The 24,805-nt window shown below is 60.0% G+C and carries 25 protein-coding genes; 6 read left to right on the forward strand and 19 right to left on the reverse strand.

Annotation, left to right across the window (positions count from 1 at the left end; genetic code table 11):
- Nucleotides 1-60 precede the first annotated feature (60 nt).
- Nucleotides 61-1,137, forward strand: a complete 1,077-nt coding sequence (locus JNX03_RS05555) for a 2'-deoxycytidine 5'-triphosphate deaminase (protein ID WP_203211418.1) — start codon at nt 61-63, stop codon at nt 1,135-1,137.
- 35 nt (nt 1,138-1,172) lie between these two features.
- On the opposite strand, the gene JNX03_RS05560 is transcribed toward JNX03_RS05555, so the two are convergent.
- The 7 genes from JNX03_RS05560 to JNX03_RS05590 all read right to left on the reverse strand — a co-directional run bounded on the left by JNX03_RS05560 (nt 1,173) and on the right by JNX03_RS05590 (nt 7,944).
- A complete protein-coding gene (locus tag JNX03_RS05560; protein ID WP_203211419.1) occupies nt 1,173-1,388 on the reverse strand; it encodes a hypothetical protein in 216 nt (71 codons plus the stop codon).
- A 69-nt stretch (nt 1,389-1,457) separates the two neighbouring features.
- Nucleotides 1,458-2,066 carry an SMC-Scp complex subunit ScpB gene (scpB, locus tag JNX03_RS05565; RefSeq protein WP_203212148.1) on the reverse strand — a complete coding sequence of 203 codons (609 nt, stop codon included), beginning with the start codon at nt 2,064-2,066 and terminating at the stop codon, nt 1,458-1,460.
- Nucleotides 2,067-2,120: 54 nt separating this feature from the next.
- A complete protein-coding gene (locus JNX03_RS05570) occupies nt 2,121-2,906 on the reverse strand; it encodes a segregation and condensation protein A (protein ID WP_203211420.1) in 786 nt (261 codons plus the stop codon).
- A complete protein-coding gene (gene nagZ, locus JNX03_RS05575) occupies nt 2,899-3,903 on the reverse strand; it encodes a beta-N-acetylhexosaminidase (RefSeq protein WP_203212149.1) in 1,005 nt (334 codons plus the stop codon). The genes JNX03_RS05570 and nagZ overlap by 8 nt, the downstream gene beginning before the upstream one ends.
- Nucleotides 3,903-4,916, reverse strand: coding sequence for an SPOR domain-containing protein (locus tag JNX03_RS05580; RefSeq protein ID WP_231024151.1), 1,014 nt, complete (start codon nt 4,914-4,916; stop codon nt 3,903-3,905). Before JNX03_RS05580 ends, nagZ begins: the two co-directional genes overlap by 1 nt.
- A 76-nt stretch (nt 4,917-4,992) precedes the next feature.
- Complete coding sequence (gene argS / locus JNX03_RS05585) at nt 4,993-6,738, reverse strand: arginine--tRNA ligase (protein ID WP_203211422.1); 1,746 nt, start codon at nt 6,736-6,738, stop codon at nt 4,993-4,995.
- A 51-nt stretch (nt 6,739-6,789) separates the two neighbouring features.
- On the reverse strand, nt 6,790-7,944 hold the full coding sequence (locus tag JNX03_RS05590) for a deoxyguanosinetriphosphate triphosphohydrolase (protein ID WP_203211423.1): 1,155 nt from the start codon (nt 7,942-7,944) through the stop codon (nt 6,790-6,792).
- Between the two features lie 83 nt (nt 7,945-8,027).
- Here JNX03_RS05590 and JNX03_RS05595 point away from each other — a divergent pair, with 83 nt between their 5' ends.
- Entirely contained in the window at nt 8,028-8,351 is a 324-nt protein-coding gene (locus tag JNX03_RS05595) for a HesB/IscA family protein (RefSeq protein ID WP_203211424.1), read from the forward strand.
- A 14-nt stretch (nt 8,352-8,365) separates the two neighbouring features.
- Here JNX03_RS05595 and JNX03_RS05600 read toward each other — a convergent pair whose 3' ends face one another.
- Entirely contained in the window at nt 8,366-9,463 is a 1,098-nt protein-coding gene (locus tag JNX03_RS05600) for a DUF6902 family protein (RefSeq protein WP_203211425.1), read from the reverse strand.
- A gap of 67 nt (nt 9,464-9,530) precedes the next feature.
- Nucleotides 9,531-9,749 carry a DUF6749 family protein gene (locus tag JNX03_RS05605; RefSeq protein ID WP_203211426.1) on the reverse strand — a complete coding sequence of 73 codons (219 nt, stop codon included), beginning with the start codon at nt 9,747-9,749 and terminating at the stop codon, nt 9,531-9,533.
- A 363-nt stretch (nt 9,750-10,112) separates the two neighbouring features.
- On the opposite strand from JNX03_RS05605, the gene xth reads away from it, so the two are divergent.
- Nucleotides 10,113-10,895, forward strand: a complete 783-nt coding sequence (xth, locus tag JNX03_RS05610) for an exodeoxyribonuclease III (protein ID WP_203211427.1) — start codon at nt 10,113-10,115, stop codon at nt 10,893-10,895.
- A 79-nt stretch (nt 10,896-10,974) separates the two neighbouring features.
- On the opposite strand, the gene JNX03_RS05615 is transcribed toward xth, so the two are convergent.
- The 4 genes from JNX03_RS05615 to JNX03_RS05630 form a co-directional block, all read right to left on the reverse strand.
- Nucleotides 10,975-11,559, reverse strand: a complete 585-nt coding sequence (locus tag JNX03_RS05615; RefSeq protein ID WP_037904329.1) for an HNH endonuclease — start codon at nt 11,557-11,559, stop codon at nt 10,975-10,977.
- 131 nt (nt 11,560-11,690) lie between these two features.
- Nucleotides 11,691-12,356 (reverse strand): alpha/beta hydrolase, encoded by a 666-nt coding sequence (locus JNX03_RS05620; protein ID WP_203211428.1) that lies wholly within the window; start codon nt 12,354-12,356, stop codon nt 11,691-11,693.
- The gene (locus JNX03_RS05625; RefSeq protein WP_231024152.1) at nt 12,353-12,988 is read right to left on the reverse strand and encodes a DNA-3-methyladenine glycosylase family protein; all 636 of its coding nucleotides are present in this window, start codon (nt 12,986-12,988) and stop codon (nt 12,353-12,355) included. Before JNX03_RS05625 ends, JNX03_RS05620 begins: the two co-directional genes overlap by 4 nt.
- Entirely contained in the window at nt 12,985-13,722 is a 738-nt protein-coding gene (locus JNX03_RS05630) for a precorrin-6A/cobalt-precorrin-6A reductase (protein ID WP_203211429.1), read from the reverse strand. The genes JNX03_RS05625 and JNX03_RS05630 overlap by 4 nt, the downstream gene beginning before the upstream one ends.
- Nucleotides 13,723-13,812: 90 nt before the next feature.
- Here JNX03_RS05630 and JNX03_RS05635 point away from each other — a divergent pair, with 90 nt between their 5' ends.
- Entirely contained in the window at nt 13,813-15,012 is a 1,200-nt protein-coding gene (locus JNX03_RS05635; RefSeq protein ID WP_203211430.1) for an MFS transporter, read from the forward strand.
- 7 nt (nt 15,013-15,019) lie between these two features.
- Here JNX03_RS05635 and JNX03_RS05640 read toward each other — a convergent pair whose 3' ends face one another.
- The 5 genes from JNX03_RS05640 to cysS all read right to left on the reverse strand — a co-directional run bounded on the left by JNX03_RS05640 (nt 15,020) and on the right by cysS (nt 20,661).
- Nucleotides 15,020-15,796 (reverse strand): squalene/phytoene synthase family protein, encoded by a 777-nt coding sequence (locus JNX03_RS05640; protein ID WP_203211431.1) that lies wholly within the window; start codon nt 15,794-15,796, stop codon nt 15,020-15,022.
- Nucleotides 15,793-16,515, reverse strand: a complete 723-nt coding sequence (locus JNX03_RS05645) for a class I SAM-dependent methyltransferase (protein ID WP_231024153.1) — start codon at nt 16,513-16,515, stop codon at nt 15,793-15,795. Before JNX03_RS05645 ends, JNX03_RS05640 begins: the two co-directional genes overlap by 4 nt.
- Complete coding sequence (locus tag JNX03_RS05650; RefSeq protein WP_203211432.1) at nt 16,505-17,488, reverse strand: alpha/beta hydrolase; 984 nt, start codon at nt 17,486-17,488, stop codon at nt 16,505-16,507. Before JNX03_RS05650 ends, JNX03_RS05645 begins: the two co-directional genes overlap by 11 nt.
- A 4-nt stretch (nt 17,489-17,492) precedes the next feature.
- Nucleotides 17,493-19,106 (reverse strand): citramalate synthase, encoded by a 1,614-nt coding sequence (cimA, locus tag JNX03_RS05655; RefSeq protein ID WP_203211433.1) that lies wholly within the window; start codon nt 19,104-19,106, stop codon nt 17,493-17,495.
- A gap of 169 nt (nt 19,107-19,275) precedes the next feature.
- Entirely contained in the window at nt 19,276-20,661 is a 1,386-nt protein-coding gene (cysS, locus tag JNX03_RS05660; RefSeq protein ID WP_203211434.1) for a cysteine--tRNA ligase, read from the reverse strand.
- Between the two features lie 221 nt (nt 20,662-20,882).
- On the opposite strand from cysS, the gene JNX03_RS05665 reads away from it, so the two are divergent.
- Nucleotides 20,883-22,058, forward strand: coding sequence for a pyridoxal phosphate-dependent aminotransferase (locus JNX03_RS05665; RefSeq protein ID WP_203211435.1), 1,176 nt, complete (start codon nt 20,883-20,885; stop codon nt 22,056-22,058).
- 59 nt (nt 22,059-22,117) lie between these two features.
- Here the strand turns inward: JNX03_RS05665 and JNX03_RS05670 are convergent, their stop codons facing one another.
- Nucleotides 22,118-22,717 carry an outer membrane protein gene (locus tag JNX03_RS05670; protein ID WP_203211436.1) on the reverse strand — a complete coding sequence of 200 codons (600 nt, stop codon included), beginning with the start codon at nt 22,715-22,717 and terminating at the stop codon, nt 22,118-22,120.
- A 424-nt stretch (nt 22,718-23,141) separates the two neighbouring features.
- Between JNX03_RS05670 and JNX03_RS05675 the strand changes: the two genes are divergently transcribed.
- Nucleotides 23,142-24,683, forward strand: coding sequence for a trimethylamine methyltransferase family protein (locus JNX03_RS05675; RefSeq protein ID WP_203211437.1), 1,542 nt, complete (start codon nt 23,142-23,144; stop codon nt 24,681-24,683).
- The last annotated feature ends 122 nt before the right edge of the window (nt 24,684-24,805 follow it).

Raw genomic sequence — 24,805 nt, forward strand, 5'->3', positions numbered from 1 at the left:
ACATCAAACCGCCCGCGCCCTTGGGACGCGGGCGTTTGTTTTTGAAGAAAGAGCGGCGCAATGAACGGCGTGATCCCGAACCAGCATATCTCCGGCATGATCAAGAACGGCGCCATCACCGCATCTCCTGCGGTGATCCCAGAACAGATCCAACCTGCCAGCCTTGATCTGCGCCTCGGCACCGTTGCGTACCGTGTTCGGGCCTCGTTTCTGGCCGGTGCAGGCAATACCGTGGCCGAGCGGCTGAACGAATTTCAGATGCATCAGGTCAACCTGACCGAGGGCGCCGTGCTGGAAAAAGGCTGTGTTTACGTTGTGCCTTTAATGGAATCGCTGAACCTGCCCAAGGATGTGACCGCCGTTGCCAACGCCAAAAGCTCAACCGGGCGGCTGGATCTGTTGACCCGCACCATCACCGACAGCGGCACGGAATTTGACCGCGTCGCGCCGGGTTATACCGGCCCGCTTTATGCGGAAATCTGCCCGCGCTCCTTTTCGGTGCTGGTCCGGCCCGGCATGCGCCTGAACCAAATCCGCTTTGGCCGCGGCGATGCCGTGCTCGACGATGCCGCCCTGCGCGACCTGCACGGCAAAACCCCACTGGTGGATGGCGAGGCGGTGATTGACGAGGGTCTGGGCTTTTCCGTTGATCTGCGCCTGCCGGGCACGACGCTGGTCGGCTACCGTGCGAAACCGCACACCGGCGTGATTGATTTGGACAATATCAGCCACTATTCGCCCGCCGATTTCTGGGAAGAGGTTCACAGCGACAACGGCCAGATTATCCTCGATCCCGGTGCGTTTTACATCCTCGTCAGCCGCGAGGCAGTGACCATTCCCCCGGACTATGCTGCTGAAATGGCACCGTTTTTGGCAATGGTCGGTGAGTTTCGCGTGCATTACGCGGGCTTTTTCGACCCCGGCTTTGGCTATGCAGATGCAGGCGGCGCAGGCTCGCGCGGCGTGCTTGAGGTCCGCTGCCACGAGGCCCCCTTCGTGCTGGAGCATGGACAGGTCGTCGGACGCTTGGTTTATGAACGCATGGCCGAACCGCCGACCCAGCTTTACGGCGCGGATCTGGCGTCAAACTATCAGGGCCAAGGTCTGAAGCTGTCAAAACACTTCAAAAGCCCCTGAACCACAGCCGTTTATGGCCCGCGCAGGGCCAAAGATCAGAACTTACTGATCCGGCGCATCGCCTTCATTGACTGACGCGCCTGCCGCTGGGCGCGGCGTTCCGCCCCTGTCATTTGCGGCTTTGTTTCCTCATCCATACCGGCGCCCTTGCCTTTGCCGATCTTGCTGGCCTGATCGAATCCCGCGCTGACGCCGCGGTTGATCAACTGGCGCATCACCTGCCGAATGATCATGTTGATAATCTGGTTCATGGACTGACCCTTTTCTGCCTCGCAGCTTAACATAGCGTTAAATCTGTCGTTTTTCAGGCAAAGCGGCGGTTAATCCTCAAAAAGCTCGCTTTGACCCTCGGTGGCCTCCGGATCCTCTTCCGCATCCTCGCCCATCGTCGGTAATGTGCCGAGCGGTGGACGATTCTCAAGCAAACCGGCAGAACGCAGTTCCTTGAGCCCCGGCAGATCGCGTGCATTCTCAAGGCCAAAGTGATCGAGAAAGGTCTGCGTGACCACAAATGTCACCGGGCGCCCCGGCGTCATTTTGCGGCGGCCAAAGCGGATCCATTCCAGTTCCAGCAGTTGATCCACGGTCCCGCGCGAGACGGAAACCCCGCGAATTTCTTCGATCTCGGCCCGTGTCACGGGTTGATGGTAGGCAATAATCGCCAAGGTCTCGATCGCGGCACGGCTGAGCTTGCGCACTTCAACTGTTTCTTTTTGCATCAAGAATCCAAGGTCCGGTGCTGTTCGCATGGCATAACCGTCGCCCACACGCACCACCTGAACGCCGCGCCCTTCGTACCGTTTGCGCAGATGCACCATCGCCTCGGCCGGATCACAGCCATGCGGCATTCGCGCGGTCAATTCCTTCAGCGTGATCGGATCAGAGGTGGCAAACAGCACCGCTTCGATCATGCGTTCCTGTTCGGCCATGGGGGGCGCTTCAAACAGGCTTTCTTCGATGTCTGGGCTGTCTTCGGCCACGTCTTATTCCTTCTTGCGCAACTGGATCGGCGCAAACAGCTCTGTTTGCCGGATTTCCAGGTGGCCTTCCTTTACCAGTTCAAGCGATGCCGCAAAGGTCGATGCCGTGGCAGAGCGACGCCGCACCGGATCACTTTCCCAGCCTTCCGGCAGATAGCTGGTCAGATCCGACCAATCGCCCGCATAGCCGATCAGCCCGCGCATCCGGTCCAGCGCCTGTTCCATCGTAAACACCGCCTCGCGGTCCATCACAAAGGGGCGAAAATCATCGCGGGTGCGAATCCGGGCATAGCCCTGCATCAGGTCCAGCAGGGTCGCCGTATAGGTCACGCGCCGCACCTGTTCGACCTCATGGGTCTGACCGCGAGCAAAGAAATCACGGCCCAACTGGTCCCGTGCCATCAGGCGGGCAGCGGCATCGCGCATCGCCTGTAACCGCTCAAGCTGAAACGCCAGATGCGCGGCCAGTTCTTCGCCGGACGGGCCTTCTTCGTCCGGATCGGGCGGCAACAGCAGGCGCGATTTCAAAAACGCCAGCCAGGCGGCCATCACCAGATAATCCGCCGCCAGTTCCAGCCGCAGCGCCTTGGCCTTTTCCACAAAGGCCAGATATTGCCGCGCCAGTTGCAGAACGGAGATTTTGCGCAGGTCGACCTTTTGCGTGCGGCTGAGCGACAGCAGCAGGTCCAGCGGCCCTTCAAAGCCGTCGACATCCACAATCAGCGCCTCGGCAGCAAGCCGATCCGCAACCGATACCGCGTCTTCTTCGAATAGTGAGGTGTCAGCCATGAGATGCCCCGCCCAGAAGCGTCTCAAGCTGCGCATCAAGGGCGGAAATGTCAATATCTTCGGGTGTTTTGCGCATCTTGAGCGCCCGCTCGGCGCGGGTTTGGGCGGCGGCTGTCATTTCGCCCGCCGCTTCGGCGACGGCGATACGGTCCGGCAATGGCGCGTTGCAGTAAAGGATCACATCACAGCCCGCCGCGATGGCAGCGGCGGCATTTTCAGGTGGCGTGCCGCTGAGCGCCTTCATCGAGATGTCATCGGTCATGATCAGATTGTCAAAACCGATCTCTTCGCGGATCAGATGCATGACCTTCGGCGACAAGGTTGCGGGCCGGTAATCCAATGCCTCGTAAACCAGATGCGCGGTCATCCCCATTGGCAGATCGTTGAGCGCCCTGAAGGGGGCGAAATCACTGCGGCGCAAATCGGCGATCTGCGCCTCGACCAATGGCAGATCAAAATGGCTATCCATCGTGGCGCGGCCATGGCCCGGCATATGTTTCACCACGGGCAGGACACCGCCATCCATGAGCCCCTTGGCCGCCGCGCGGGCCACTTTGATCACCCGCTCAGGATCACTGCCATAACAGCGATTGCGCAAGAACGGATGGGTCTGCGGCCCGGCAATATCCACCATTGGCGCACAATTGCTATCCACCCCGCAGCTGCGCAGCTCATGGGCAATGGTACGGTACATCAGATACATCGCCTCTTCGGCGCGGTCGCCCGCAAGGGCGACAAATTCCAGCGGCGGTTGCCATTCACGCCAGTGCGGCGCGCGCATCCGCTGTACGCGGCCACCCTCTTGATCAATGGTGATCACCGCATCGCGGCCCACGGCCTCGCGCATGTCACTGCAAAGCGCCCGCAGTTGGTCCGGGCTCTCGATGTTGCGGGCAAACAGAATAAAGCCGAAGGGGTTGGCATCTCGAAAAAATGCCTTTTCTTCGTCGGTCAGCCGCAGACCTTCGGCATCAAGGATGGTCGCCCCGAACCCCATCAGCGTGTCACCACGGGGATACAATCGGCGTTTTCAGCGACCAATGCCGAACAGAACCGCCGCGCATCGGCAATGTCTTCAAACCCCATCGCCCGCAGGCGGTAAAACACGCGGCCACCGCTGGTGGCCTTTTGAACGATGCGGCTTTTGCCCTCAAGGTAAACGCCAAAGCGGCCCTTGATCTGGTCCCATTGTTCGCGGGCCACTTCGGCGCTGTCGAACGCGCCCAACTGGGCCAGACGGGTGCCAGCGGGCAAGGTCGCGGGATCAATGTCTTGGGTTTCCTGCGGCGCTGCCGGGGCCAATGAGGCAGGCACGATCTCCGGCATATTCGCGGGCCGCTTGCGCGGGCGCAACGAATGCCGCACGCCGGGCGCATCCAGAACCGCCGCCAGTTTCTTTTCCGCGGCCTGCACTTCGGCCACGGCCTTTTTCACTGCGATTTCGGTTGGCTTGGCCGCAGCATCACTTTGATCAGACAGTGGCGCAACCCCTTCGGTCAGTTGCGCGACAAGATCATCCACATTCCCAGATTGCAGCGCGGCGGAAACGTCCAGCGCAGGTTGCGCAGCCTCAGGGCTCAGCGCGGCGGGAGCTTCAATCGGGGCCTGTGGCACCTGTGCAACCATTGCCGCCGTGATCACCTGATCCTCATCGGCAAGATCCAGCGCAGCGGGGGCGAGGCGCAGCTCATCCGCGGGGCGGCCGGCGGTGCCTTCGGCGGCAACCTCGTTGACGGACAGACCCTGATGTTGGGCAAAAACGCCGCCCGGCTCTTCGGGGCGCACGCGCATTTCGCCGCTGACAGCGCGGACCACAGGAATGCCGGACACATCGCGCACAAGCAACTTGTACCCCCAAACCCCGATCCCGATGACAAGCGCCAAGGACACCACAGCACCCGCCACATTCGTGAACGTTGTCAGTGCGTTAACGGGCTGTTCCGTCACGTAGATGGATGCGGATTCATCTGCGTAATCCCCCGATGCGGGAGAGGACGTAAAATCTGCCATGTCTGCCTCACTGCCCGCAGAATACATTGCCCTGCGGGGCTGATCTTGGGTTGCCTGTTCAAGGCGCGCTGGTGCGTTATCGCATCTCTTGCGCCGGATTGACCCCAAGAATACCAAGACCTGCCGCAATTACAATCGCCACGGCCTGGGCGAGGGCAATTTTTGCCTGTGACGTCTGCGTATCATCCTCTTGGATGAACCGAAGCGAAGTCACATCATTGCCCCGGTTCCAAAGCCCATGGAAGTCACCGGCCAATTCATAAAGGTAGAAGGCAACGCGGTGCGGCTCATTGGTGCGGGCGGCGGTTTCAACCAAACGGGGCCATTCCGCCAGTTTGCGCAGCACGCCCAACTCGGCCTCGTGGTCCAATTTGCCCAGATCAGCGCCCTTGAGCGCAACTTCGGACACATCAATGCCCGCCTCGGCGGCCTTGCGCAGCACAGAGGAGACCCGCGCATGGGCGTATTGCACGTAAAACACCGGATTTTCGCGGCTTTGTTCGAGAACCTTGTCGAAGTCAAAGTCCAACATCGCGTCGTTCTTGCGGGTCAGCATCACAAAGCGGGTCACGTCCCGCCCGACACTGTCCACCACGTCGCGCAGGGTCACAAATGTCCCTGCCCGCTTGGACATCTTGAACGGCTCGCCGTTCTTGAAGAGTTTCACCAACTGCGTCAGCTTGATATCCAGCGGCACCTTGCCGTCAGACAGCGCCGAAACCGCCGCTTTCATCCGCTTGACATAGCCACCGTGATCGGCGCCGAACACGTCGATCAGCGCATCAAAACCGCGCTGCACCTTGTCATAGTGGTACGCGATATCGGGCGCAAAATAGGTCCAGCCGCCATCGGATTTCATCACCGGACGGTCCACATCATCCCCATGTTCGGTGGATTTGAAGAGGGTCTGCACCCGCGGCTCCCAATCTTCGGGCTTTTTGCCTTTTGGCGGCTCCAGCACGCCTTCGTAGATCAGACCCTTGGATTTCAGATCCTCCAGCGCGGCCTCAATCCGGCCCGTGCCATACAAGGATTTTTCCGAATAGAAGACATCCATCTCAACGCCAAGCGCTTTAAGATCGGCCCGGATCAGATCCATCATCTGTTCGGTTGCAAATTCGCGCACCTCGGCCAGCCAGACGCTTTCGTCCTGGTCCACATAGGCGTCACCAACCTTGTCCTTCAGGGTTTGGCCCACAGGGATCAGGTAATCACCGGGGTACGTCCCCTCGGGGAAGGCCACCTCTTGCCCGTGCGCCTCAAGATACCGCAGATACACGGACCGGGCGAGCACATCGACCTGCGCACCGCCGTCATTGATGTAGTACTCCCGCGTCACGTCATAACCGGCGAAATCCAGCAGGGAGGCCAGCGCATCGCCAAAGACCGCACCGCGTGTGTGACCCACATGCAAGGGGCCGGTCGGATTGGCCGATACATATTCAACATTCACCTTCTGCCCCTGCCCCAGTGCACCCCGACCAAAATCAGTGCCAGTGTTCAAGACAGCTGCTGCCACCTGTTGCCAGACCGACGCCGCAAGCCGCAGGTTCAAAAAGCCCGGCCCGGCCACTTCGGCGGAGGTGATCCGCGCATCATCTGCCAAACGTGCCGCAAGCGCCTCTGCGATATCACGCGGTTTCATACCGGCCGGTTTGGCCAGCACCATCGCGGCGTTGGTCGCCATATCGCCATGGGCGGCATCGCGGGGCGGCTCTGCGGTGATCGGGTCAAAGTTCAGCCCATCGGGCAAAGCCCCTTCGGCAACCATCTGGTCCAACGTGGCAATGATCAGCCCACGGATTTCGGCAAAGATATTCATGTCAGTTTTCCTTGTTCACCGCCCATGTACCACTTGGGAAGGCGCAGTCAATCAGGCGGGGTCTTGGCGGCCAAAAAGACGTTGATGTTCGCCAAGCGCAAAGCGGTCGGTCATGCCGGAGATGTAGTCAGATACCATCCGCGCCAGCGCGGTCGCATCGCCACTGGCATCGGCCACCTGCCGGGCCCAATGGGGCGGCAGCAGTTCGGGCTGGGCCAAAAACAGCGGGAACAGATCCTCAACCACCTTGGTCACTTCGGCGCGTTTTTGCATCACTGATGGGGCGCGGTACATGCGTTTGAACAGGAACGCCCGGATTTGCCGCAGATCGGCCCAGACAGGATCCGAAAACCGGATGACCGGGCGGCCCAGATGCCGGATGTCACGGGCCGACGCAGCCCCCGATGCTGCCAACAGTTCCCGCGAGGTGTCGATCACATCAGACACCATCACCCCAAACACCCGGCGCAGCGCCTCGTGCCGCCGCCGGTAGCTGTCTGTATCGGGGTAAAGCTGATCAACCGCAGCGTAGGCCGGACCAATCATTGGCAATTCGGCGATTTCATCTTCGGTAAACAGACCGGCCCGCAGCCCGTCATGCAGATCGTGGTTGTTGTAGGCAATGTCATCAGACAGCGCCGCGACCTGCGCCTCTGCGCTGGCGTGGGTGTCCAGTTCCAGATCATGCAGGGCGTTGTAACCGGCCAGGGCATGCGGCAATTCCCCCACGACAGGCCCGTTGTGTTTCGCAATGCCTTCAAGGGTTTCCCAAGTGAGGTTCAACCCGTCGAATTCCGCATAATGCCGTTCCAGCGAGGTCACGATCTTGATCGCCTGCGCGTTGTGATCAAAGCCGCCATAGGGGGCCATTAACGCGTGGAGGGCATCCTCGCCCGTGTGACCAAAGGGCGTATGCCCCAGATCATGGGCCAGCGCGACCGCCTCGGTCAGCTCTCCGTTCAGCCCCAAAGCGCCCGAGATGGTCCGCGCCACCTGCGCCACCTCGATCGAATGGGTCAGACGGGTGCGGTAATAGTCGCCTTCATGCTCCACAAAAACCTGGGTTTTGTGTTTCAGACGCCGGAAGGCGCTGGCATGAATGATCCGGTCCCGATCCCGCTGAAAGCAGGAGCGAAATGTACTTTCCTCTTCCTGCACGCGCCGTCCCATGGTTTGTGCCGGATCAGAGGCAAATGACGCGCGCATAGCGGCTGGTCCTTGTCGCCTGTCTTTGGGGTTTCTATATTACAGGCAACCACAGATGAAAACCGACCCTTCGGAGCCCTGCAATGAACCTGCCGCCCAAAGTTACCCCCCGCGCCTTTGAACGCCTTGCCGAAATTGGGGCCGCGGGTGAAGGCAAAGCCCTGCGTGTGGCCGTTGAAGGCGGCGGATGTTCAGGATTTCAGTATGAAATCGCACTCGATGAACCAAAAGAGGACGATCTGATCCTCGAAGGCGGCGGGCAAAAGGTGGTTGTGGACAGCATCTCCCTGCCCTTCCTGACCGATGCCGTGATTGATTTCAGCGAAGAATTGATCGGCGCGCGCTTCACCATCGAAAATCCCAATGCCACCTCGGCCTGCGGCTGCGGCACGTCGTTCTCGATGTAACGGCAGCCCTGGGATCAGCGCGCCGAACGCGCGAGCTTGGAAATTTGTCCTTCGGCAAAAGCCGCACGGGAAAAACACTCAAAGAATGTTTCAAAATAAGGTGTTGCGCCTTCTGCCTCTGCCAGAACCGCCTGGCACTCAGGGGACAGATAGGTCAATATATGTCCGCGCATACGCGGCCAGTCCGCCTGCCGCGCCGGGCCCATATCATGCAGGCTTTCAGACATGCCATGCAGCGGGCCAATTGAACGATCGGGCAGCGAAAACCGCAGCGGGCCCGCCGGGATCTGCGGCACATCCGGCCTTGCCCCCATCAGGCCGAGCGCCCAACGGCTGACCAGAAATTGATGATATCCATCGCCGAGCGGGGCCGCGCGATCAGCAAAAAGCGTGATGCTGTGATAGCTATCAGCAACGGCCCGCTGCCAAACCGGCGGCACATGGGCCTTGGCCAGAACCAGCGCGGCGCAAACCTCGGCGAGAAGGTCAAAATCCAGATCAAGATGCGCCAGAATGCCCGCGTAATGCAGCCCCAGAAGGGCATTATGCGACATGACAGGCACGCGGCGGCCATAATCGGAAAGATAAAACACAACATGGGTCAGCTCATACGCTGCCTTCTTGTTGGGCAATGCAAAGGTCGCCGGACGCGACATGAAGCGGTGCAACCGACGGGCCAACGGGCCGTCTTCTACCGGCGCACCAACGCCGCGCCTGCGCAGCAAGCGCCGGGCCTCGGCGCGTTGCAGATCCGACATCTCGGCCTCTGCGAATTTGTGGGTCGCAACCCAGTTGCACAATTCCTGCCCGCGTTGGCCGGCCATCCCCAAGTCTTCCAAATCCAGACAGATCGACAGCAAAAACCGATAATACTGCGGGAAGAAATGCAACTGGTCTTCGATGCGGTCATAAAAATCATGCAAGGGATCAAGCGCGCCCGGAGGCAGCTCCTCCCCTTCGGAGGCCAAAACACCAAGCAATTCAGCAACTTCCTTGAGCCAATAGATGTCACTCGAGCCATGCCGTCCTTCGACAACCGCGGTGATCAGCGCACGAAGGCGTGCATCCTGATTGAGCTGCATGGCAGATTGAAAGCTGAGGATATTTGACATGGGATCGCTCCGGCTGGTGGATCAGGTGCCAAAGGCCCGCACTCAATGCGGGCCCTGACAGAAAGGTTCAGCAGCTGGTGGTGTAAAGGTCCAAACCATGACCAGTGGCCGCCAGACGCCCCGATGGCGCAGACCCGGTGGTGAACAGATCAAGCCCGCCACCTGTCATCATATCCGCCGCAGCGGGCGCAGAGCCGGTGGTAAAGAGGTCAAGCCCCTGGCCACTGTTTATTTGGGTGTGAGTAGAACGGGCGGGGGTTGGGATCGCAAGTGCAAGTGATGTCATGGGACAATCTCCTTTTGGGATGGGTGAAGGTTGTGATTGCAATCTCAAACAGCATTGCCCGCTAAGGTTGTTTTGCCAACAACTATATACAACTTTTGGGAGAGCTCGAAAGTTATCCACATTAAGAACGGAGCACAAAATTTTTTGGCAGGCTGATTATTGGATCCTGTCCACAATCTGACATTTTTCCAATGTTTCGCGGGGCGGCGGGCCAATACACATGGGGCGACGGGCCAATACAGCAGAGATCGACGGTCACCCGATCTGATCAAAGGCGGCAAAAGCGAATCAATCTCGGGGTGCACCCCTTGTCCGAACTTGCGGTTTGCGGCATTCCAAGTGCAACGCAGTGAGGACATCAAGATGAAAATCGCCACATTCAACATCAACGGGATCAAAGCGCGGGCCGAGGCGCTGCCGGCATGGCTCGATGAAGCGCAGCCGGATGTGGTTTTGTTGCAGGAAATCAAATCGGTAGATGAAAACTTCCCCCGCGAGCTGTTCGAAGACCGCGGGTACAATGTGGAAACCCATGGGCAAAAATCCTTTAACGGTGTCGCGATCCTGTCCAAACATCCTTTGGAAGATGTGTCACGCGGCCTGCCGGGCGATGAGAGCGACGAACAGGCCCGCTGGATCGAAGCCACGGTGATGGGCGAGCGCGAGGCGCTGCGTGTCTGCGGGCTTTACCTGCCCAATGGCAACCCTGCGCCAGGGCCAAAGTTTGATTACAAGCTGGCGTGGATGCAGCGCCTTAAGGCGCGGGCGCAGGCCTTACTGGCAGAAGAGACCCCGTTTTTGATGGCCGGGGATTACAATATTATTCCGCAGGCCGAAGATGCTGCCAAACCCGATGCCTGGCGTGATGACGCACTTTTCCGCCCTGAATCCCGCGCAGCCTGGCGGCGCTTGTTGAATCTTGGACTGACCGAAGCCTTCCGCGCCCGCACACAGGGGCCGGGGCATTACAGTTTTTGGGACTATCAAGCCGGCGCATGGAACCGCAACAATGGCATCAGGATTGATCATTTCCTGCTGAGCCCGGCCTGTGCGGACATGCTGCGCGACTGCCAGATTGACCGCGATGTGCGCGGGCGGGACAAACCGTCTGATCACGTGCCGGTCTGGGTTGATCTGGATTTTTGAGCCTAGCGCTGCTTGGCGGATCGCCGGGGGCTGTCTGCCCCCGGACCCCCGAGAATATTTATAGCCAAAAAGGCAGGGCTCAGGCTTCGAGCTCGGCGTCCCAGTAAAGATAGTCGAGCCAGCTGTCGTGCAGGTGATTGGGCGGGAATTTCCGTCCCGTATTGCGCAGTTCCTCGGCCCCCGGCTGGCGCGGCGGTTTGCGCAGTGAAAGACCTGTGTGATGCAGCGGTTTGGAACCTTTGCGTAGATTACAGGGTGAACAGGCCGCCACCACGTTTTGCCAAGACGTCACACCGCCCGCCGCGCGGGGCACCACGTGATCAAAGGTCAGGTCCCCTTTGGCACCGCAGTATTGGCAGCGAAATTCGTCCCTCAGAAATAAATTAAAGCGCGTGAAGGCCACGCGCTTTTGAGGTTTGACATAGTCTTTGAGCACAACCACCGAAGGTATCCGGATCACGGTCGAAGGGCTGCGCACCACATCGTCGTATTCGGCGACGATATCCACCCTGTCGAGCCATTTGGCCTTGATCGCATCCTGCCAGGGCCAAAGGGAGAGTGGATAATAACTGAGCGGTCGATAATCCGCATTGAGCACAAGCGCTGGCTTGTGTTTCAGACCCGCTGGTGCGCGGGTGAATTCGGTTCTGAAATCGCCGTCCATTTCTGGTGTCGTCCCCTGCCCGTTTCCGTCAACTATATCTCGTGGTTTTCCTCTTGCAAGCCCTAGGTTTTGCACAAGATGTCGCGGAACATATAGGCGGGGATTACGACAGTTTCATAACAAGCGCCGGGTCACAGCCCCAGTTTATCGCGCATGAAGGCCAAGGCCACGCTGAGCCCGTCGGGCGCGATGCCGTGGCCTGTGCCTTTCATGACATGAGCGTAAACGTCCTGCCATCCCGCCTCTTGCAGCGCTTCGGCAGCTTGCGGCAGCGATTGCGGCGGCACCACATCATCCGCGTCGCCGTGAACCAACAATACTGCAGGTCTGACCACAACCTCATCCGCAAGGGTTTCGGGGGACAGCAAACGCCCCGAGAACGCAACGATGCCCGCCACTTCATCCTCGCGGCGCGGCGCGACATGCAGGGCCATCATTGTGCCTTGGGAAAAGCCAAACAGAACCACCTGTTCGGGCAGCACATCTTCGTCCACCATCAGCGCATCGAGAAAGGCGTTCAGATCTGCGACCGCCTGCATCATGCCGCGTTCGGATTCCTCTTCGGAGGAACCGTCGATCCAGGGGATCGGAAACCACTGATAGCCCATCGGTGCGCCGGCACAGGCCTCAGGCGCATCTGGCGCCACGAAAAGCGTATCCGGCAGATGATCGGCCAATGGATCGGCCAGCCCCAGAAGATCGGCCCCATTGGCGCCGTAGCCGTGCAGAAACACCACAACCGATCGTGTTTCGCCAGATTTTGGCGCCCGGCGCCCCGCGTTGAGTACCCGTGTCATCCCAGACCTTCCCGTTGTTTGATAATGCGGTAGTAGGCAAAGAGCGCCCGCGCCGCAACCGACCGCCAGGGCGACCATTGCTGCGCCATCACAGCCAGCGCCTCTGACGTGGGCCGTGCATCGAGGTCAAACAGCACCCGGGCGGCCTCTTGCAAGGCCAGATCGCCGGGGGGGAACATATCGGCGCGGCCCAGACAGAACATCACGTAAATCTGCGCGGTCCAGGGGCCGATGCCCAAAAGACCGGTGAGCGCAGAAATCGCTTCGGCGTCCGGCAAATGCTCAAGGGCGGTATAGTCCAGATCTGACAGCGCCAGTGCGTGCACATAGCGGGCCTTGGGCTTGCTGAGCCCTGCGGCACGCAGCCCGTCTTGTCCGGCACGCTGGACCTTGGAGGGCTCAAACAGACCAGCCTCGGCCATGCGCAACCGGATTGCATCGGCGGAAGCCACGCTGACCTGCTGGCTGATGATAATTTCGGTCAAACCTCTGAAACCCGGCGATTTCAGGCGCAGGGGCAGATCGCCCACCTGATCCAGCACCGGGGCAAAGCGTGGCTCGGCCCGCGCAAGCCATGCGGCCCCTTCAGTGAGGTCATCATGGTTTTGGATCAGACGGAACTGTGCGGTCAAAGCTCCGCCACCCAATCGAGGATTGCCCCGACATCACGCACCACCAATGCCCCTTGCGGCGGCGCAGGGCGATCAATCAGGATCGTGGTGAGACCAAGCGCCTCGGCGGCGTCCACCTTGGGGCGGCTTGGCACCCCGCCAAGGTTGCGGCAGATCAGAACCTCCACGCCAAGTTTCTCAAACAAGGCAATCTCATCGGCCACAGTGAAGGGCGGATCGCCAAAAACCAACTCCACAAAATCATATGGTGCGGCCCGCCCGTGTCGTCCGGTTTGGCGCAAGAATAATTTTGATCCAGCAAAGGGCAGATAGTCGGACAAGCTGGCCCAACCGGTTGCGGAAAACACCCGCCCACCCGCCGGAATCATCGCATTGGCAATGCGCACATCTGCGGCGGCCTGCAGGTTGCGCCCTGCACCCACGTCCCAGCTTGGCCGCGAGAGGCTGACGAAGGGCAAGCCCGCCTGCCGCGCCGCCAGAAAGCCCTGCTGGGTCATGATCCCGTCAAAGCCATGGCTTGCGTCAACAACAGCCCGGCAGCTCTGCATCTGTGCCGTCAGGCCTGCCAAATCGTTAAAATCGTGCAAAGCAAAGGGCATAGGCATCGGGTTCGATCCGCGCGGCGGTTCGGACATCAAGGCCCGCACGCCAATCCCTTGATCGCGCAGCGCTGCGCCGATCTGCCGCGCCTCGGCGCTGCCTGCCAATAATAATATATCTGATCCGCCTGTCATGGCCGCGACATTAGGCCCCTGACCGGCGTGTGCAAGGGGTTGCTCCTGCCCAATCACGGCGGTACGCCTTTGCGCAGAAGTGGATTTACGATGATTGATGATACACGCGCCAAGCGCAATGTAGCGGTTTTGGTCGGGGCGCAGGCCATTCTGGGCAGCCAAATGCCGATGATGTTTGTTGTGGCCGGTCTGGCGGGTCAAATGCTGGCCAGCAACGTGTGTTTCGCCACCCTGCCCATCTCGATGATCGTTCTGGGATCCATGCTGTCAGCGACGCCAGTGTCGGCAATCATGCAGCGGTATGGCCGTCGGGCGGGGTTCTTTCTTGGCACCTTTGGCGGCGCAACCGGGGCGGTTGTCTCGGCCTATGGGCTATATACCGGGTCGTTCGCATTGTTCCTTGTCGGATCGTTTATCTCTGGTATCTATATGTCCGCGCAGGGTTTTTACCGTTTTGCCGCGACCGACACCGCCTCTGATGATTTCCGGCCCAAGGCAATTTCATATGTGATGGCGGGTGGATTGATTTCTGCGGTGATCGGGCCGCAGCTTGCCACGGCCACTTCAAACGCCTTTGTTGTTCCCTTTCTGGGCACCTATTTTGCAGTGATTTCGGTCAATGTGATCGGATCGTTGCTGTTTTTGTTCCTCGACATTCCCAAGCCCGAACCTGTCAACCCCGATGCCCCCCGTGGCCGCAGCCGGTGGGAGCTGCTGACCACCCCGCGCATCGCAGTGGCGGTGATCTGTGCGATGGTTTCCTACGCATTGATGAACCTTGTGATGACTTCCACCCCCTTGGCGGTTGTCGGCTGCGGATATACCGAAAAGACCGCCGGTTATGTGGTCACGGGCCATGTTCTGGCGATGTTTGCGCCGTCGTTTTTTACCGGGCATCTGATCAACCGCTTCGGTGTGGAAAAGATCATGGGCCTTGGCATTGCGATCCTCGCTGCGGCGGGCGTCGTGGGCTTGCAAGGTGTTGACCTTGAAAACTTCTTTATCGCGCTGATCCTGCTTGGGCTGGGCTGGAACTTTGGCTTTATCGGGGCGACCACCATGCTGACCGGTGCACATGAGCCGCATGAACGGGGCCGGATGCAGGGGCTGAACGATCTGTTGGTGTTTGGCGGCGTGACCGTTGCGTCGCTGGCTTCCGGCGGGTTGATGAACTGCTCCGGCGGGTCTGCTGTCGAGGGCTGGACAGCGGTGAACATGGCGATGGTGCCGTTCCTCGCGCTGGCTGGCGGGTCGTTGATCTGGCTGGTGATGCGCGGCAAGGACGCCTGATCGGCGGCTACCAGCGCCCGGTCAGGCTCCGGAACGCGAGGCGCAATTGATCTTGCGCTGCAACATCTGGCAATTGTCCATCTGCGACCCTCGCAGGGTTAGCCAATGCGGCTTTCAATGTAGTTTCCGCCTGCCCGACATGCAGCAGAGCCGCACGCGCGTTCTTTGAAACCAAAGCACGGGATTTGCGGGCGTTCTGCAATCGCTCCAATCCTTCGCCAGCGAGTGCCTTCACGCCGTCCGCAGTACCATCCACCAGCGGAATGCGCCCCTTCGCCTCAAGCTCAGGAATCGCGCGCAGCCATGTTGCGACCCCGGCGGCAAAGGCCGCGTCGCGCACAACAGCCTCATCCGCAGCGCCCAAGGACCGCGCGGCAACCCATGTCAGATGGCCGGATGTCCTGTTGAGGTAATCCGCAAAATGCGCCGCATCCTCGAACGGATCTTTGTAGATATCCCAACGCCTTGCCGCGACAAGCTGATCCAATAGATCAGCATCTCCCGGCGTTATCACCTGAGCCAATGGTGTGGCCACCTCGTGGCGGCGCACAGGGCCACCCTTGGCGATCTCTTCACATACGTCGCGCCACCATTGCAGGCGCATTTCTGCGATCATCGGCTCCTGCGTGACCCACGGCGCCCGCGCCACCTCGACGTTGAAGGCATAAAGCGGAAACAACACCCGGCGGGCCGCGACAGGCACCGCCATCACCGCGCGAAAGCGCAACGGATCACCCCGTTCCACCAAAGCCGCGCAGGCGTTCAGATCCGCATCAAAGCTCATTTCAGCCGCACAACACTCAGCAGATAGCCGCATTCGTCGCGGTGCGCCCGCCAGGTTGCGGCCTCTTCCTCGGCCTCGTCCAGCACGGCTGCAAGAGCCGCATCCGCAGTTGGCCGCAGCGCCGCGATCCGTTTGTCGAGGGGTCCAAAATACCCTTCCCACGCCGCATCGGACAGCTTGCGCGTGTCCAATGTTTCATAGCCCGCGGCCTCCACCCGTGCGGCGATGCCCGCAGCACCGGTCATCGGGGGATAACCGGCCCACATGGCCTGCGCCCGTTCCGAGCGGTCATCTGTGAACCAACAGGGTTCTGTAAAGGCGACAACGCCGCCTGGCCGCAAGGATTTGCGCCATGCGGTCAAGGCTTCGGTCACGCCCAGGAAATACACCGCGCCAGCGCACCAGATCATGTCAAAGCTGTTCATGATCCGCGCCATGTCAGCCTTGAGCACCGTCACGCGGCTGTCACTTTGCCAGACATCGCGGGCTGCCTCGACAAAATGCGCAGTCTTGTCCAGCGCGGTCACATGGCCCTGAGGCGCGGCCTTGAGCAGGCTGGCGATATCGCCGCCCGGCCCGCAAGCGACATCGGCAATCTCGGCGTTGGCCGGCAACCGGGCAATGTCAGCCGCCCAAGCTACGTCCGCCGCCTCGCCCGGCCCTTCGCGGGGCAAGTCGCGGTGCAGCTCAAAAAAGGCCTTCATAGGGTCAGATGTCATTGAGAAATTCCTTTATGGCCTTGGCGGTTTGCGGCGCATCGACAATATCGAGATGGCCAAGGTCCGGCACGATCTCATAGCTGCCCTTTTGGGTGGACCCGGCCAATGTCGGCTCATACTGGTCTGCGAAAAACGCCTCGTCCGCAGATCCCGCAATCAGCAGGAAAGGCGGAAGCGCGGCGGCATCTTTCAGATAATCACTGCGCGGTGCAAAGGAGGTGTTGAGCCGGTATGAATAGGCCGTCGTCGCCGTGTCGCCCAACGGCCCGTTCAGCACCGCAGCGGGCATGTGAAACTGTATGATGGTCAGGTGGTTCAGCGCCGTTATCCCAAAGGTGTTGAGCATCGAAAGCCCGATGATCCGGCGCAAAAGCGGCTCTGCCCAGCCGCCGGAATTGGGGCGTGTGGTGGGGGCATTGTGTTTCAAAAACGGCGCCAACAGAACCGCACCATCCAGCAGTGCCCCATGCGCGCCGCCAGCGAACCGGACCACAAGCCCGCCGCCAGAGGAATGACCACCCAGAATGACCTTTTGTCCCGCCTTGCGCTCTGCCGTGATCAGATCGGCCAGATCATCTTCGAACTGGCCGATGTAATCCACATCGCCGCGCCGTCCGGGTTTGGCCCCATGGCCTCGCAGATCAGGCACCAGCACATCGGCCTGCGCCGAAAGCTGCCGCGCCAGGCTGTCAAACTGAAGTCCGTGCCAACCGGAGCCATGTAACAGCACCAGCAGCGGCGCATCCGGCTGATCGGCATCATAGCGGCGCACGTGCAGATCGAAGCCATCGCGCATTTTTACAGCCTCCTGCGCGGCAGGCGCGACACGGTCCGTCGCAAGGGTCTGATCAAAATTCAGCCCACCCTCGACGGGTTTCAACGGGCCGGGGCGTTGTGACAGGATCAACCCGACCGCGATCACCAATGTGATGCAGAGCGAAATGGCCGCAAACGAAAGAATTTTAAAAAACAAAACCCTAACCCTTGGTGTCGCGCACCAGTTTCCACCGGATCGCATCCAATAGTGCCTCGAAACTGGCATCAACTATGTTGGCGCTGACACCGACGGTGGACCAGCGGCGGCCCTCGCCATCTTCGCTGTCGATGATGACCCGCGTGACCGCTTCGGTGCCGCCCTGGGTGATGCGGACCTTGAAATCGACCAGCCGCATGTCTTCGATCAGGGCCGAATATTTACCCAGATCCTTGGCCAAAGCCTTGGCCAGCGCGTTCACAGGCCCGCGATCGCCGCCGACTTCATCCATGGAATCGCTGACCGACATGCGCTTTTCGCCATCGACCTTCACGACCACCACGGCCTCTGACAGGCTGATCATCTTGTTGTGTTTGTTCTTACGGCGCTCCACCGTCACGCGATAGCGTTTGACCTCAAAGAGTTTCGGCATCTGGCCCAAGGCATCCCGCGCCAGCAGCTCAAAACTGGCTTGCGCGGTGTCATAGGCATATCCGATGGCCTCACGGGTTTTGACCTCTTCCAGAATGCGCCCCAGCGCCGGATCACCCTTGGGCACTTCCAGCCCCGCCTCGGTCAAGCGGCGGCGCAGGTTGGATTGTCCGGCCTGATTGGACATCGGGATGATCCGCGCATTTCCGACCAAAGCGGGATCGACATGCTCATATGTGCTCGGATCTTTGAGGATCGCGCTTGCGTGCAAACCGGCCTTATGGGCAAAGGCGGAAGAACCGACAAAGCCTGCCTGTTTCTTGGGCACGCGATTGAGGATTTCATCCAGCATCCGGCTGGTGCGGGTCAGCCCTTTGAGGGCTTTTTTACTGACGCCGATCTCATAGGTGCTGGCATAGGGTTCTTTGAGCAGCAGGATCGGGATCAGCGCCGTCAGATTGGCATTGCCGCATCGCTCGCCCAGCCCGTTGAGCGTGCCTTGGATCTGCCGCGCCCCGGCATCGACGGCAGCCAAGGTACAGGCGACCGCGTTTTCGGTATCGTCATGGGTGTGAATGCCAAGGTTTTCGCCCGGAATGCCCGCCGCAATGACCTCGCTCGTGATCCGCCCCACCTCGGCAGGCAGCGTGCCGCCGTTGGTGTCGCACAGCACGATCCACCGCGCACCGGCGTCCCGCACGGTCTTGAGGCATTCAATCGCATAGTCTGGATTGGCCTTGTAACCGTCAAAGAAATGTTCCGCATCAAAAAGCGCCTCGCGCCCGCTGGCCACGATATGGGCAATGCTGTCGCGCAGCAGGCCGAGATTCTCGTCAAGCGTGATGCCAAGGGCGGTTTTGACGTGAAATTCGTGGGTCTTGCCAACGATACAGACCGATTTGGTGCCGGCGTTCAGCACTGCGGCCAAAACATCATCGTTTTGCGCCGACATGCCGGGGCGTTTGGTCATGCCAAAGGCGGTCATCTTGGCTTTGGTCTTTGGGGCCGCATCAAAAAAGGCATTGTCGGTCGGGTTGGCACCGGGCCAGCCGCCTTCGATGTAGTCGACCCCCAGATCATCGAGCGCACGGGCGATCTGTTGCTTTTCTTCGGTGGAGAACTGCACGTCCTGGGTTTGCTGACCGTCGCGCAGGGTGGTGTCATAAAGGCACAGGCGGGTTTTCATGACTGTGCTCCTTTTGGGCAGGAGACAACAGTTCTGAAAACCGGTTCGTGCCCGTGGCACGAACAGTCCCCGACCGCCGCCGTTTTGCCGAAGGCAAACCTGCGGTTTGACGGTGGGCGCTTTTTGCCCCCCCGTTGCTGGGCGATGTTCTGTGTATTGCCTTCAAACATCACAGCACCCCTTGCAACCTTGCGACATCGAAACCAGATGGCGCAGTCAGTTTGACGCCTGCCTTGCTCATCTGCACTTCGATACCCAATTCAAGCAACGCCGTCTTTATCCTGTCCACCTCAGTGAAGTCCTTGCTTTGCATTGCGGCCTCTCGAACCGCGGTAAACCGCGCCTCCTGCGCCGACAAATCAATGCCCAGAACAGAGGCCCAATTCGGTACGCCCGCATCCAACAGACCAACCACGATCATCGCGCTGCGCAGGCTGTCCACATCCCCTGCAGACGACAGCCGATGCATTTCCGTCAAGGCGCCATGGGTGTTCAGATCATCCGCCAACAAATCAACAACTGTTTGCGGCACCGCGCCACTGGATGCCTCTGCAACCTGTTCATACCACTTCCGCAGCGTCTTTTCCGCCTCGGCCCGCTTTTTCTCCGTCCAATCCATTGGCTTGCGATAATGCGTGGACAGCATGACAAAGCGGATCACCTCGCCCGGCACATCCTGATCCAGCAAATCGCGCACGGTAAAGAAATTGCCCAGGCTCTTGGACATTTTCTTGCCCTCCACCTGCAACATCTCGTTGTGCATCCAATAACGGGCAAAACCGTGACCGGCGCAGGTGCTCTGGGCGATCTCGTTTTCGTGGTGCGGGAACTGCAGATCATTGCCGCCACCGTGAATGTCAAACTCGCTTCCTAGCAAGGCCTCAGCCATCGCAGAGCATTCAATGTGCCAGCCCGGACGCCCCTTGCCCCATGGGCTGTCCCAGCCGGGGGTGTCCGCATCTGATGGTTTCCACAGGACAAAATCCATCGGGTCTTCCTTGTAGGGGGCCACCTCGACCCGCGCACCGGCGATCATGTCATCCACAGAACGGCCCGAAAGCGCACCGTATTTCTCGTAGGACCGCACCCGGAACAGCACATGCCCCTCGGCCGCGTAGGCATGCCCCTTGGCGATCAGATCTTCGGTCATCGCAATCATTTCCGCGATATAGGCAGTGGCACGCGGCATCGCCTTTTGATGCGCCTCCCCCCTGATCGAGGGTTGCAACGCCCCGACGGCGGCCATGTCATCCAGAAACCACTGGGTTGTCTCGGCCGTGATATCGCCAATGGAGCGCCCGGTTTCCGCCGCACGCGCGTTGATCTTGTCATCCACATCCGTGAAATTGCGCACATATGTGACATGGTCTGCGCCGTAGACTTCGCGCAACAATCGATACAGCACGTCAAACACGATCACGGGACGCGCATTGCCGATATGGGCGCGGTCGTAAACCGTTGGCCCACAGACATACATGCGCACATCGTCAGGGTTGATCGGGACAAAATCCTCTTTTGTCCGTGTCTTCGTGTTGTGCAGCTTGATCGTCGTCATGGGTTCGTCCTCGCGCAGGTCTGGCGCGGGCTTGCCACATATTTCTCAGAATGAAAACGACATGAACACGCCCGCGAGAAGTCTCAGCAGGTAATAATGCAGCAAATAATGCAGGTCATCGTGTTCATACCCCTGCCTAGCCCGCGACCCGCCGTGCGGTCAAGGGCAATTGACGAATCAAATGACCTCTGCGCCCCTGCCCCAAAGCATGGGAGAAAGTTATGCAGGTATCGCAGCGCATTGGCGGCATTCTAGGTGGTGGATCAGACGGTTGGGATGTGTTCAACCGCGCCCGTGACATGATCGCGGATGGCGTGGCCGTAACAGAGCTGACCATTGGCGAACATGACATCCGCACCGCTGCGCCGATCCTGCTGGATATGCACCGCGCCGCGATGGCGGGTCACACAGGCTATGCCGCTGTGCCGGGCACCAATGCCCTGCGCGACACTGTGGCGAAACGGGTGCAAGACCGCACCGGCGTGAAAACCACACGTGACAATGTGTTGATCACTCCCGGCGGCCAATCGGCCCTTTATGCCGCGCATATGGTGGCCTGTGATGCAGGCGATACCGCGCTATACCTTGATCCGTTTTATGCCACCTACCCCGGCACCATTCGCGGGGTCAGCTGCACACCCCGCCGCATAGCCACCCGCGCAGAGGATGCGTTTCAGCCCCGTGCGTCTGACATCGCAGCGGCGGCTGAGGGGGCCAAATCCCTGCTGATCAACTCGCCCAATAACCCCACTGGCGTGGTCTATTCCCGCGCCACGCTTGAGGGGATCGCGCAGGTTTGCAAGGATCATGATCTGTGGCTGATCTCGGACGAGGTTTATGACACCCAGGTATGGGAGGGCGAACATCTCTCGCCCCGCGCCCTGCCCGGCATGGCCGAACGTACTCTGGTTGTCGGATCCATGTCGAAATCCCACGCCATGACCGGATCGCGCTGCGGCTGGATCATCGGGCCGGAGGATGTGATCGGCGATCTGATCAACCTGGCCACCCATACCACCTATGGCGTGCCCGGTTTCATTCAGGATGCCGCCGTCTTTGCCTTGGACCAAGGCACTGAATTTGAGGAAGAAATCGCCGATCCGTTCCGCCGCCGCCGCGCCATTGCACAGCGGGTTCTGGCCGGTCAGAACACGGTGTCATTGGTGCCCTCTCAGGGTGCGATGTATCTGATGCTGGATCTGCGGAGCACCGGAATGACCGGCGAAGAGTTTGCCAATGCGCTGCTCGATGCCCATCAGATTGCCACCATGCCCGGCGAAAGTTTCGGCGAGGCGGCGGCGGGCCATCTGCGCGTGGCGATGACGATTGAGGATGACGCCTTTGAAGCGGCGCTCAAGACCCTTTGTGCCTTTGCCCAGACCTGCGCAACGGGCTGAAACGAAAAAGGCCGGGGCGTGTTCGCACCCCGGCCCTCTGCCTCAAATCAACCCGATCTTCAGAACCGGAGCGAACCGCGCAGGCTGAACGTGGTCGCATCGATATCATTGCCGGCTACGCCGCCAACATCGCTGAACCGATGCTCAAGCAGCTCCGCGCCAACAGTGAACCGGTCCGTGACCCTATGAGCTACGCCGATCCCTGCAAATGGGCCGGTTTCATCGCCAACGGAGGTATCCGCGCGGGCGACACCGCCGGTGGCATAGATCAATGTATTGCCCAGATCATAGCCGCCCTTCAGCTTGAGCCGCGCCACGGAATCGATGGAGGCTGCACCGCCCCCAAGGCTGATGTCTGTCTTGTCGTAGTCCAGTTCACCACCCAGAACAAAATCGCCAAAGTCGTAGTCATAACCTGCGTGAAAACCGTAGGAATTGTCATTGCCATCCAGTGCGCCGGGGCCATCCGCATCGGCATAGCCAAGCTGCAAACCGGTGTAGAAGCCTGTCCAGTCGCCGGATGCGGCGATCACCGGGGCGGGCACAGCCACGGGCGCCTCAACAGCGGGATCTTGCAGGCTGCCTGCCTGTGCGATGCCGGTAAAGGCGGTGGCGGACAACAGCGCGGCGGCGGCGGTCAGTTTGGTGAAACGTGTCATATCTCTGCTCCTTGTTAACAACAGCCCCACCGTTGCGGCGGGATCATCTGTTAACGCGGCAAATAGGATCGGGTTTCCTTGTCGACATCCCCCATAACCGTCATGGGCGAAATATCGCCCGATTTCGATTTATCGTCGGCCAGCATTGGCCCATGGCTGCCATGCCCCTGCAAATGCGCCTGACTGCTCCTTGAAAACCTTAAGCTCACACCAAGTCGCAAATGGAACAGCCGGTCGCAAACGGGACAGAACCGCAATCGGGGATTTCCCAGACTTTTCAAAAGTCCGGAGCATATATGAAAAGAGATCTGTGCATTATTTCCCGCGTGATCCGCACCATCGGTGCGGAACGGGGACGTGCGGCGCGAGGGGCACCGGCCAAGGGGTAATCCGCCCTTCCCTCTTTTTTACAACGGATCTTGCCATGTCAGACATTTCTCCCTCACGCAGCGGTGGCCGTGCTGCCCGCCGTGCTGCGCGCAACGCGCCCCTTGCCCAGCACCTGCGCCCCATCCGCCCCGGCCTTGAGGGTGGCACCTATAAGCCGCTCAGCGAGGCCGATATGCAGGCCATTCACCGCGCAGCGCTTGAAGCCCTCGAAGAGATCGGGTTGGCCGATGCCCCGCCCAGCGGCATAGCTTATCTGACCGGCGCGGGTGCGATCCTGGGCGACGACGGGCGCATCCGCTTTCCCCGCGCCTTGGTTGAAGACACGCTGGCAATGGCCAATCGCCAGATCACCCTTTGCGCCCGCGATCCGGCCCATGATCTGGAATTGGGCGGCAACCGCGTGCATTTCGGCACGGCCGGCGCAGCGGTACATATGGTCGATGCGCAGGGCCGCAATTACCGCGAATGTGGCGTGCAGGATCTGCATGATGCGGCGCGGATCTGTGACACTCTGGACAACATCCATTTTGTGCAGCGCCCGATGGTCTGCCGCGATATTCCTGACAATCAGGAGATGGATCTCAACACCATTTTCGCCTGCTGCTCTGGCACGACCAAGCACATCGGCACCTCTTTCACGGAACCCGCATTCGTGCCTAAGGCATTGCAAATGCTGCATATGATTGCGGGCGGCGAAGACAAATGGCGCGAACGCCCCTTCATGTCCAACAGCAATTGTTTCGTGGTTCCGCCGATGAAATTCGCCACTGAATCCTGCGAGGTTATGGAGGCGGTGATTGAAGGCGGCATGCCGGTGCTGCTGCTCTCGGCTGGCATGGCCGGGGCCACGGCCCCTTCCACCGTGGCGGGCGCGATTGTGCAGGCCGTCGCGGAATGTCTGGCCGGGTTGGTCTATGTGAACGCCGTGAAACCGGGGCATCCGGCGATCTTTGGCACATGGCCCTTTGGCCTTGATCTGCGGTCGGGTGCCATGACGGGCGGATCCGGAGAGCAGGCCTTGTTGACCGCCGGTTGCGCCCAGATGCACAAGTTCTACGGCGTTCCTGGCGGCGCGGCGGCGGGCATTGCAGACAGCAAACTGCCCGATATGCAGGCCGGATGGGAGCAGATGTGTTCTAATGTTATGGCCGGATTGTCAGGCTGCAACATGATCTATGAGGCCGCCGGGATGCATGCCTCGCTGCTTGGGTTTTGCCACGAATCGCTGATTCTGGGGGATGACCTGATTGGTCAGGCGCTGCGCTGTGTGCGCGGGATCGAGGTGAACGACGAAACATTGGCGCTGGATCAGATGCGGCAGGTCTGCATGGGCGGGCCGGGGCATTATCTGGGCACCGAACAGACCCTGAGCCGGATGGAACTGGATCATGTCTATCCGGCGCTTGGCGATCGGTCCTCGCCCAAGGAATGGGACGAACTGGGCAAGCCGGATCTGATCGAAAAGGCCACGGCCCGCAAGGAGCAGATTTTGAGCCAGAGGTCTGCCGCCAGTTTTGATCCGATGCTGGAAAAGGCCCTGCGAGAGGCATTTACGATCCATTTGCCGGTGCAGTAACGGCGCTTCTACGCCAAGGCATTTCCTGCATGCAATCAAGGGCTTTGCCCTAGGTTGCCGAAAAGAAGAAAGGGAGAACCGGAGTTCTCCCTGAGTTTCGCCGTTCACGGGGGTGTTCTTCA

The organism is Sulfitobacter mediterraneus (genome assembly GCF_016801775.1).
GTDB classification, from domain to species: domain Bacteria; phylum Pseudomonadota; class Alphaproteobacteria; order Rhodobacterales; family Rhodobacteraceae; genus Sulfitobacter; species Sulfitobacter mediterraneus_A.

What these genes read in the sequence shown, in the direction of transcription:
- JNX03_RS05635 (WP_203211430.1), top strand. Translation starts at nt 13,813, where the DNA reads ATGATTGATGATACACGCGCCAAGCGCAATGTAGCGGTTTTGGTCGGG.
- JNX03_RS05600 (WP_203211425.1), bottom strand. Translation starts at nt 9,463, where the DNA reads ATGTCAAATATCCTCAGCTTTCAATCTGCCATGCAGCTCAATCAGGAT.
- scpB (WP_203212148.1), bottom strand. Translation starts at nt 2,066, where the DNA reads ATGGCCGAACAGGAACGCATGATCGAAGCGGTGCTGTTTGCCACCTCT.
- JNX03_RS05615 (WP_037904329.1), bottom strand. Translation starts at nt 11,559, where the DNA reads ATGGACGGCGATTTCAGAACCGAATTCACCCGCGCACCAGCGGGTCTG.
- JNX03_RS05570 (WP_203211420.1), bottom strand. Translation starts at nt 2,906, where the DNA reads ATGGCTGACACCTCACTATTCGAAGAAGACGCGGTATCGGTTGCGGAT.
- cysS (WP_203211434.1), bottom strand. Translation starts at nt 20,661, where the DNA reads ATGACGACGATCAAGCTGCACAACACGAAGACACGGACAAAAGAGGAT.
- JNX03_RS05665 (WP_203211435.1), top strand. Translation starts at nt 20,883, where the DNA reads ATGCAGGTATCGCAGCGCATTGGCGGCATTCTAGGTGGTGGATCAGAC.
- JNX03_RS05640 (WP_203211431.1), bottom strand. Translation starts at nt 15,796, where the DNA reads ATGAGCTTTGATGCGGATCTGAACGCCTGCGCGGCTTTGGTGGAACGG.
- argS (WP_203211422.1), bottom strand. Translation starts at nt 6,738, where the DNA reads ATGAATATCTTTGCCGAAATCCGTGGGCTGATCATTGCCACGTTGGAC.
- JNX03_RS05675 (WP_203211437.1), top strand. Translation starts at nt 23,142, where the DNA reads ATGTCAGACATTTCTCCCTCACGCAGCGGTGGCCGTGCTGCCCGCCGT.
- JNX03_RS05580 (WP_231024151.1), bottom strand. Translation starts at nt 4,916, where the DNA reads ATGGCAGATTTTACGTCCTCTCCCGCATCGGGGGATTACGCAGATGAA.
- xth (WP_203211427.1), top strand. Translation starts at nt 10,113, where the DNA reads ATGAAAATCGCCACATTCAACATCAACGGGATCAAAGCGCGGGCCGAG.
- JNX03_RS05620 (WP_203211428.1), bottom strand. Translation starts at nt 12,356, where the DNA reads ATGACACGGGTACTCAACGCGGGGCGCCGGGCGCCAAAATCTGGCGAA.
- JNX03_RS05630 (WP_203211429.1), bottom strand. Translation starts at nt 13,722, where the DNA reads ATGACAGGCGGATCAGATATATTATTATTGGCAGGCAGCGCCGAGGCG.
- cimA (WP_203211433.1), bottom strand. Translation starts at nt 19,106, where the DNA reads ATGAAAACCCGCCTGTGCCTTTATGACACCACCCTGCGCGACGGTCAG.
- JNX03_RS05590 (WP_203211423.1), bottom strand. Translation starts at nt 7,944, where the DNA reads ATGCGCGCGTCATTTGCCTCTGATCCGGCACAAACCATGGGACGGCGC.
- JNX03_RS05555 (WP_203211418.1), top strand. Translation starts at nt 61, where the DNA reads ATGAACGGCGTGATCCCGAACCAGCATATCTCCGGCATGATCAAGAAC.
- JNX03_RS05605 (WP_203211426.1), bottom strand. Translation starts at nt 9,749, where the DNA reads ATGACATCACTTGCACTTGCGATCCCAACCCCCGCCCGTTCTACTCAC.
- JNX03_RS05670 (WP_203211436.1), bottom strand. Translation starts at nt 22,717, where the DNA reads ATGACACGTTTCACCAAACTGACCGCCGCCGCCGCGCTGTTGTCCGCC.
- JNX03_RS05595 (WP_203211424.1), top strand. Translation starts at nt 8,028, where the DNA reads ATGAACCTGCCGCCCAAAGTTACCCCCCGCGCCTTTGAACGCCTTGCC.
- nagZ (WP_203212149.1), bottom strand. Translation starts at nt 3,903, where the DNA reads ATGGGGTTCGGGGCGACCATCCTTGATGCCGAAGGTCTGCGGCTGACC.
- JNX03_RS05645 (WP_231024153.1), bottom strand. Translation starts at nt 16,515, where the DNA reads ATGACATCTGACCCTATGAAGGCCTTTTTTGAGCTGCACCGCGACTTG.
- JNX03_RS05560 (WP_203211419.1), bottom strand. Translation starts at nt 1,388, where the DNA reads ATGAACCAGATTATCAACATGATCATTCGGCAGGTGATGCGCCAGTTG.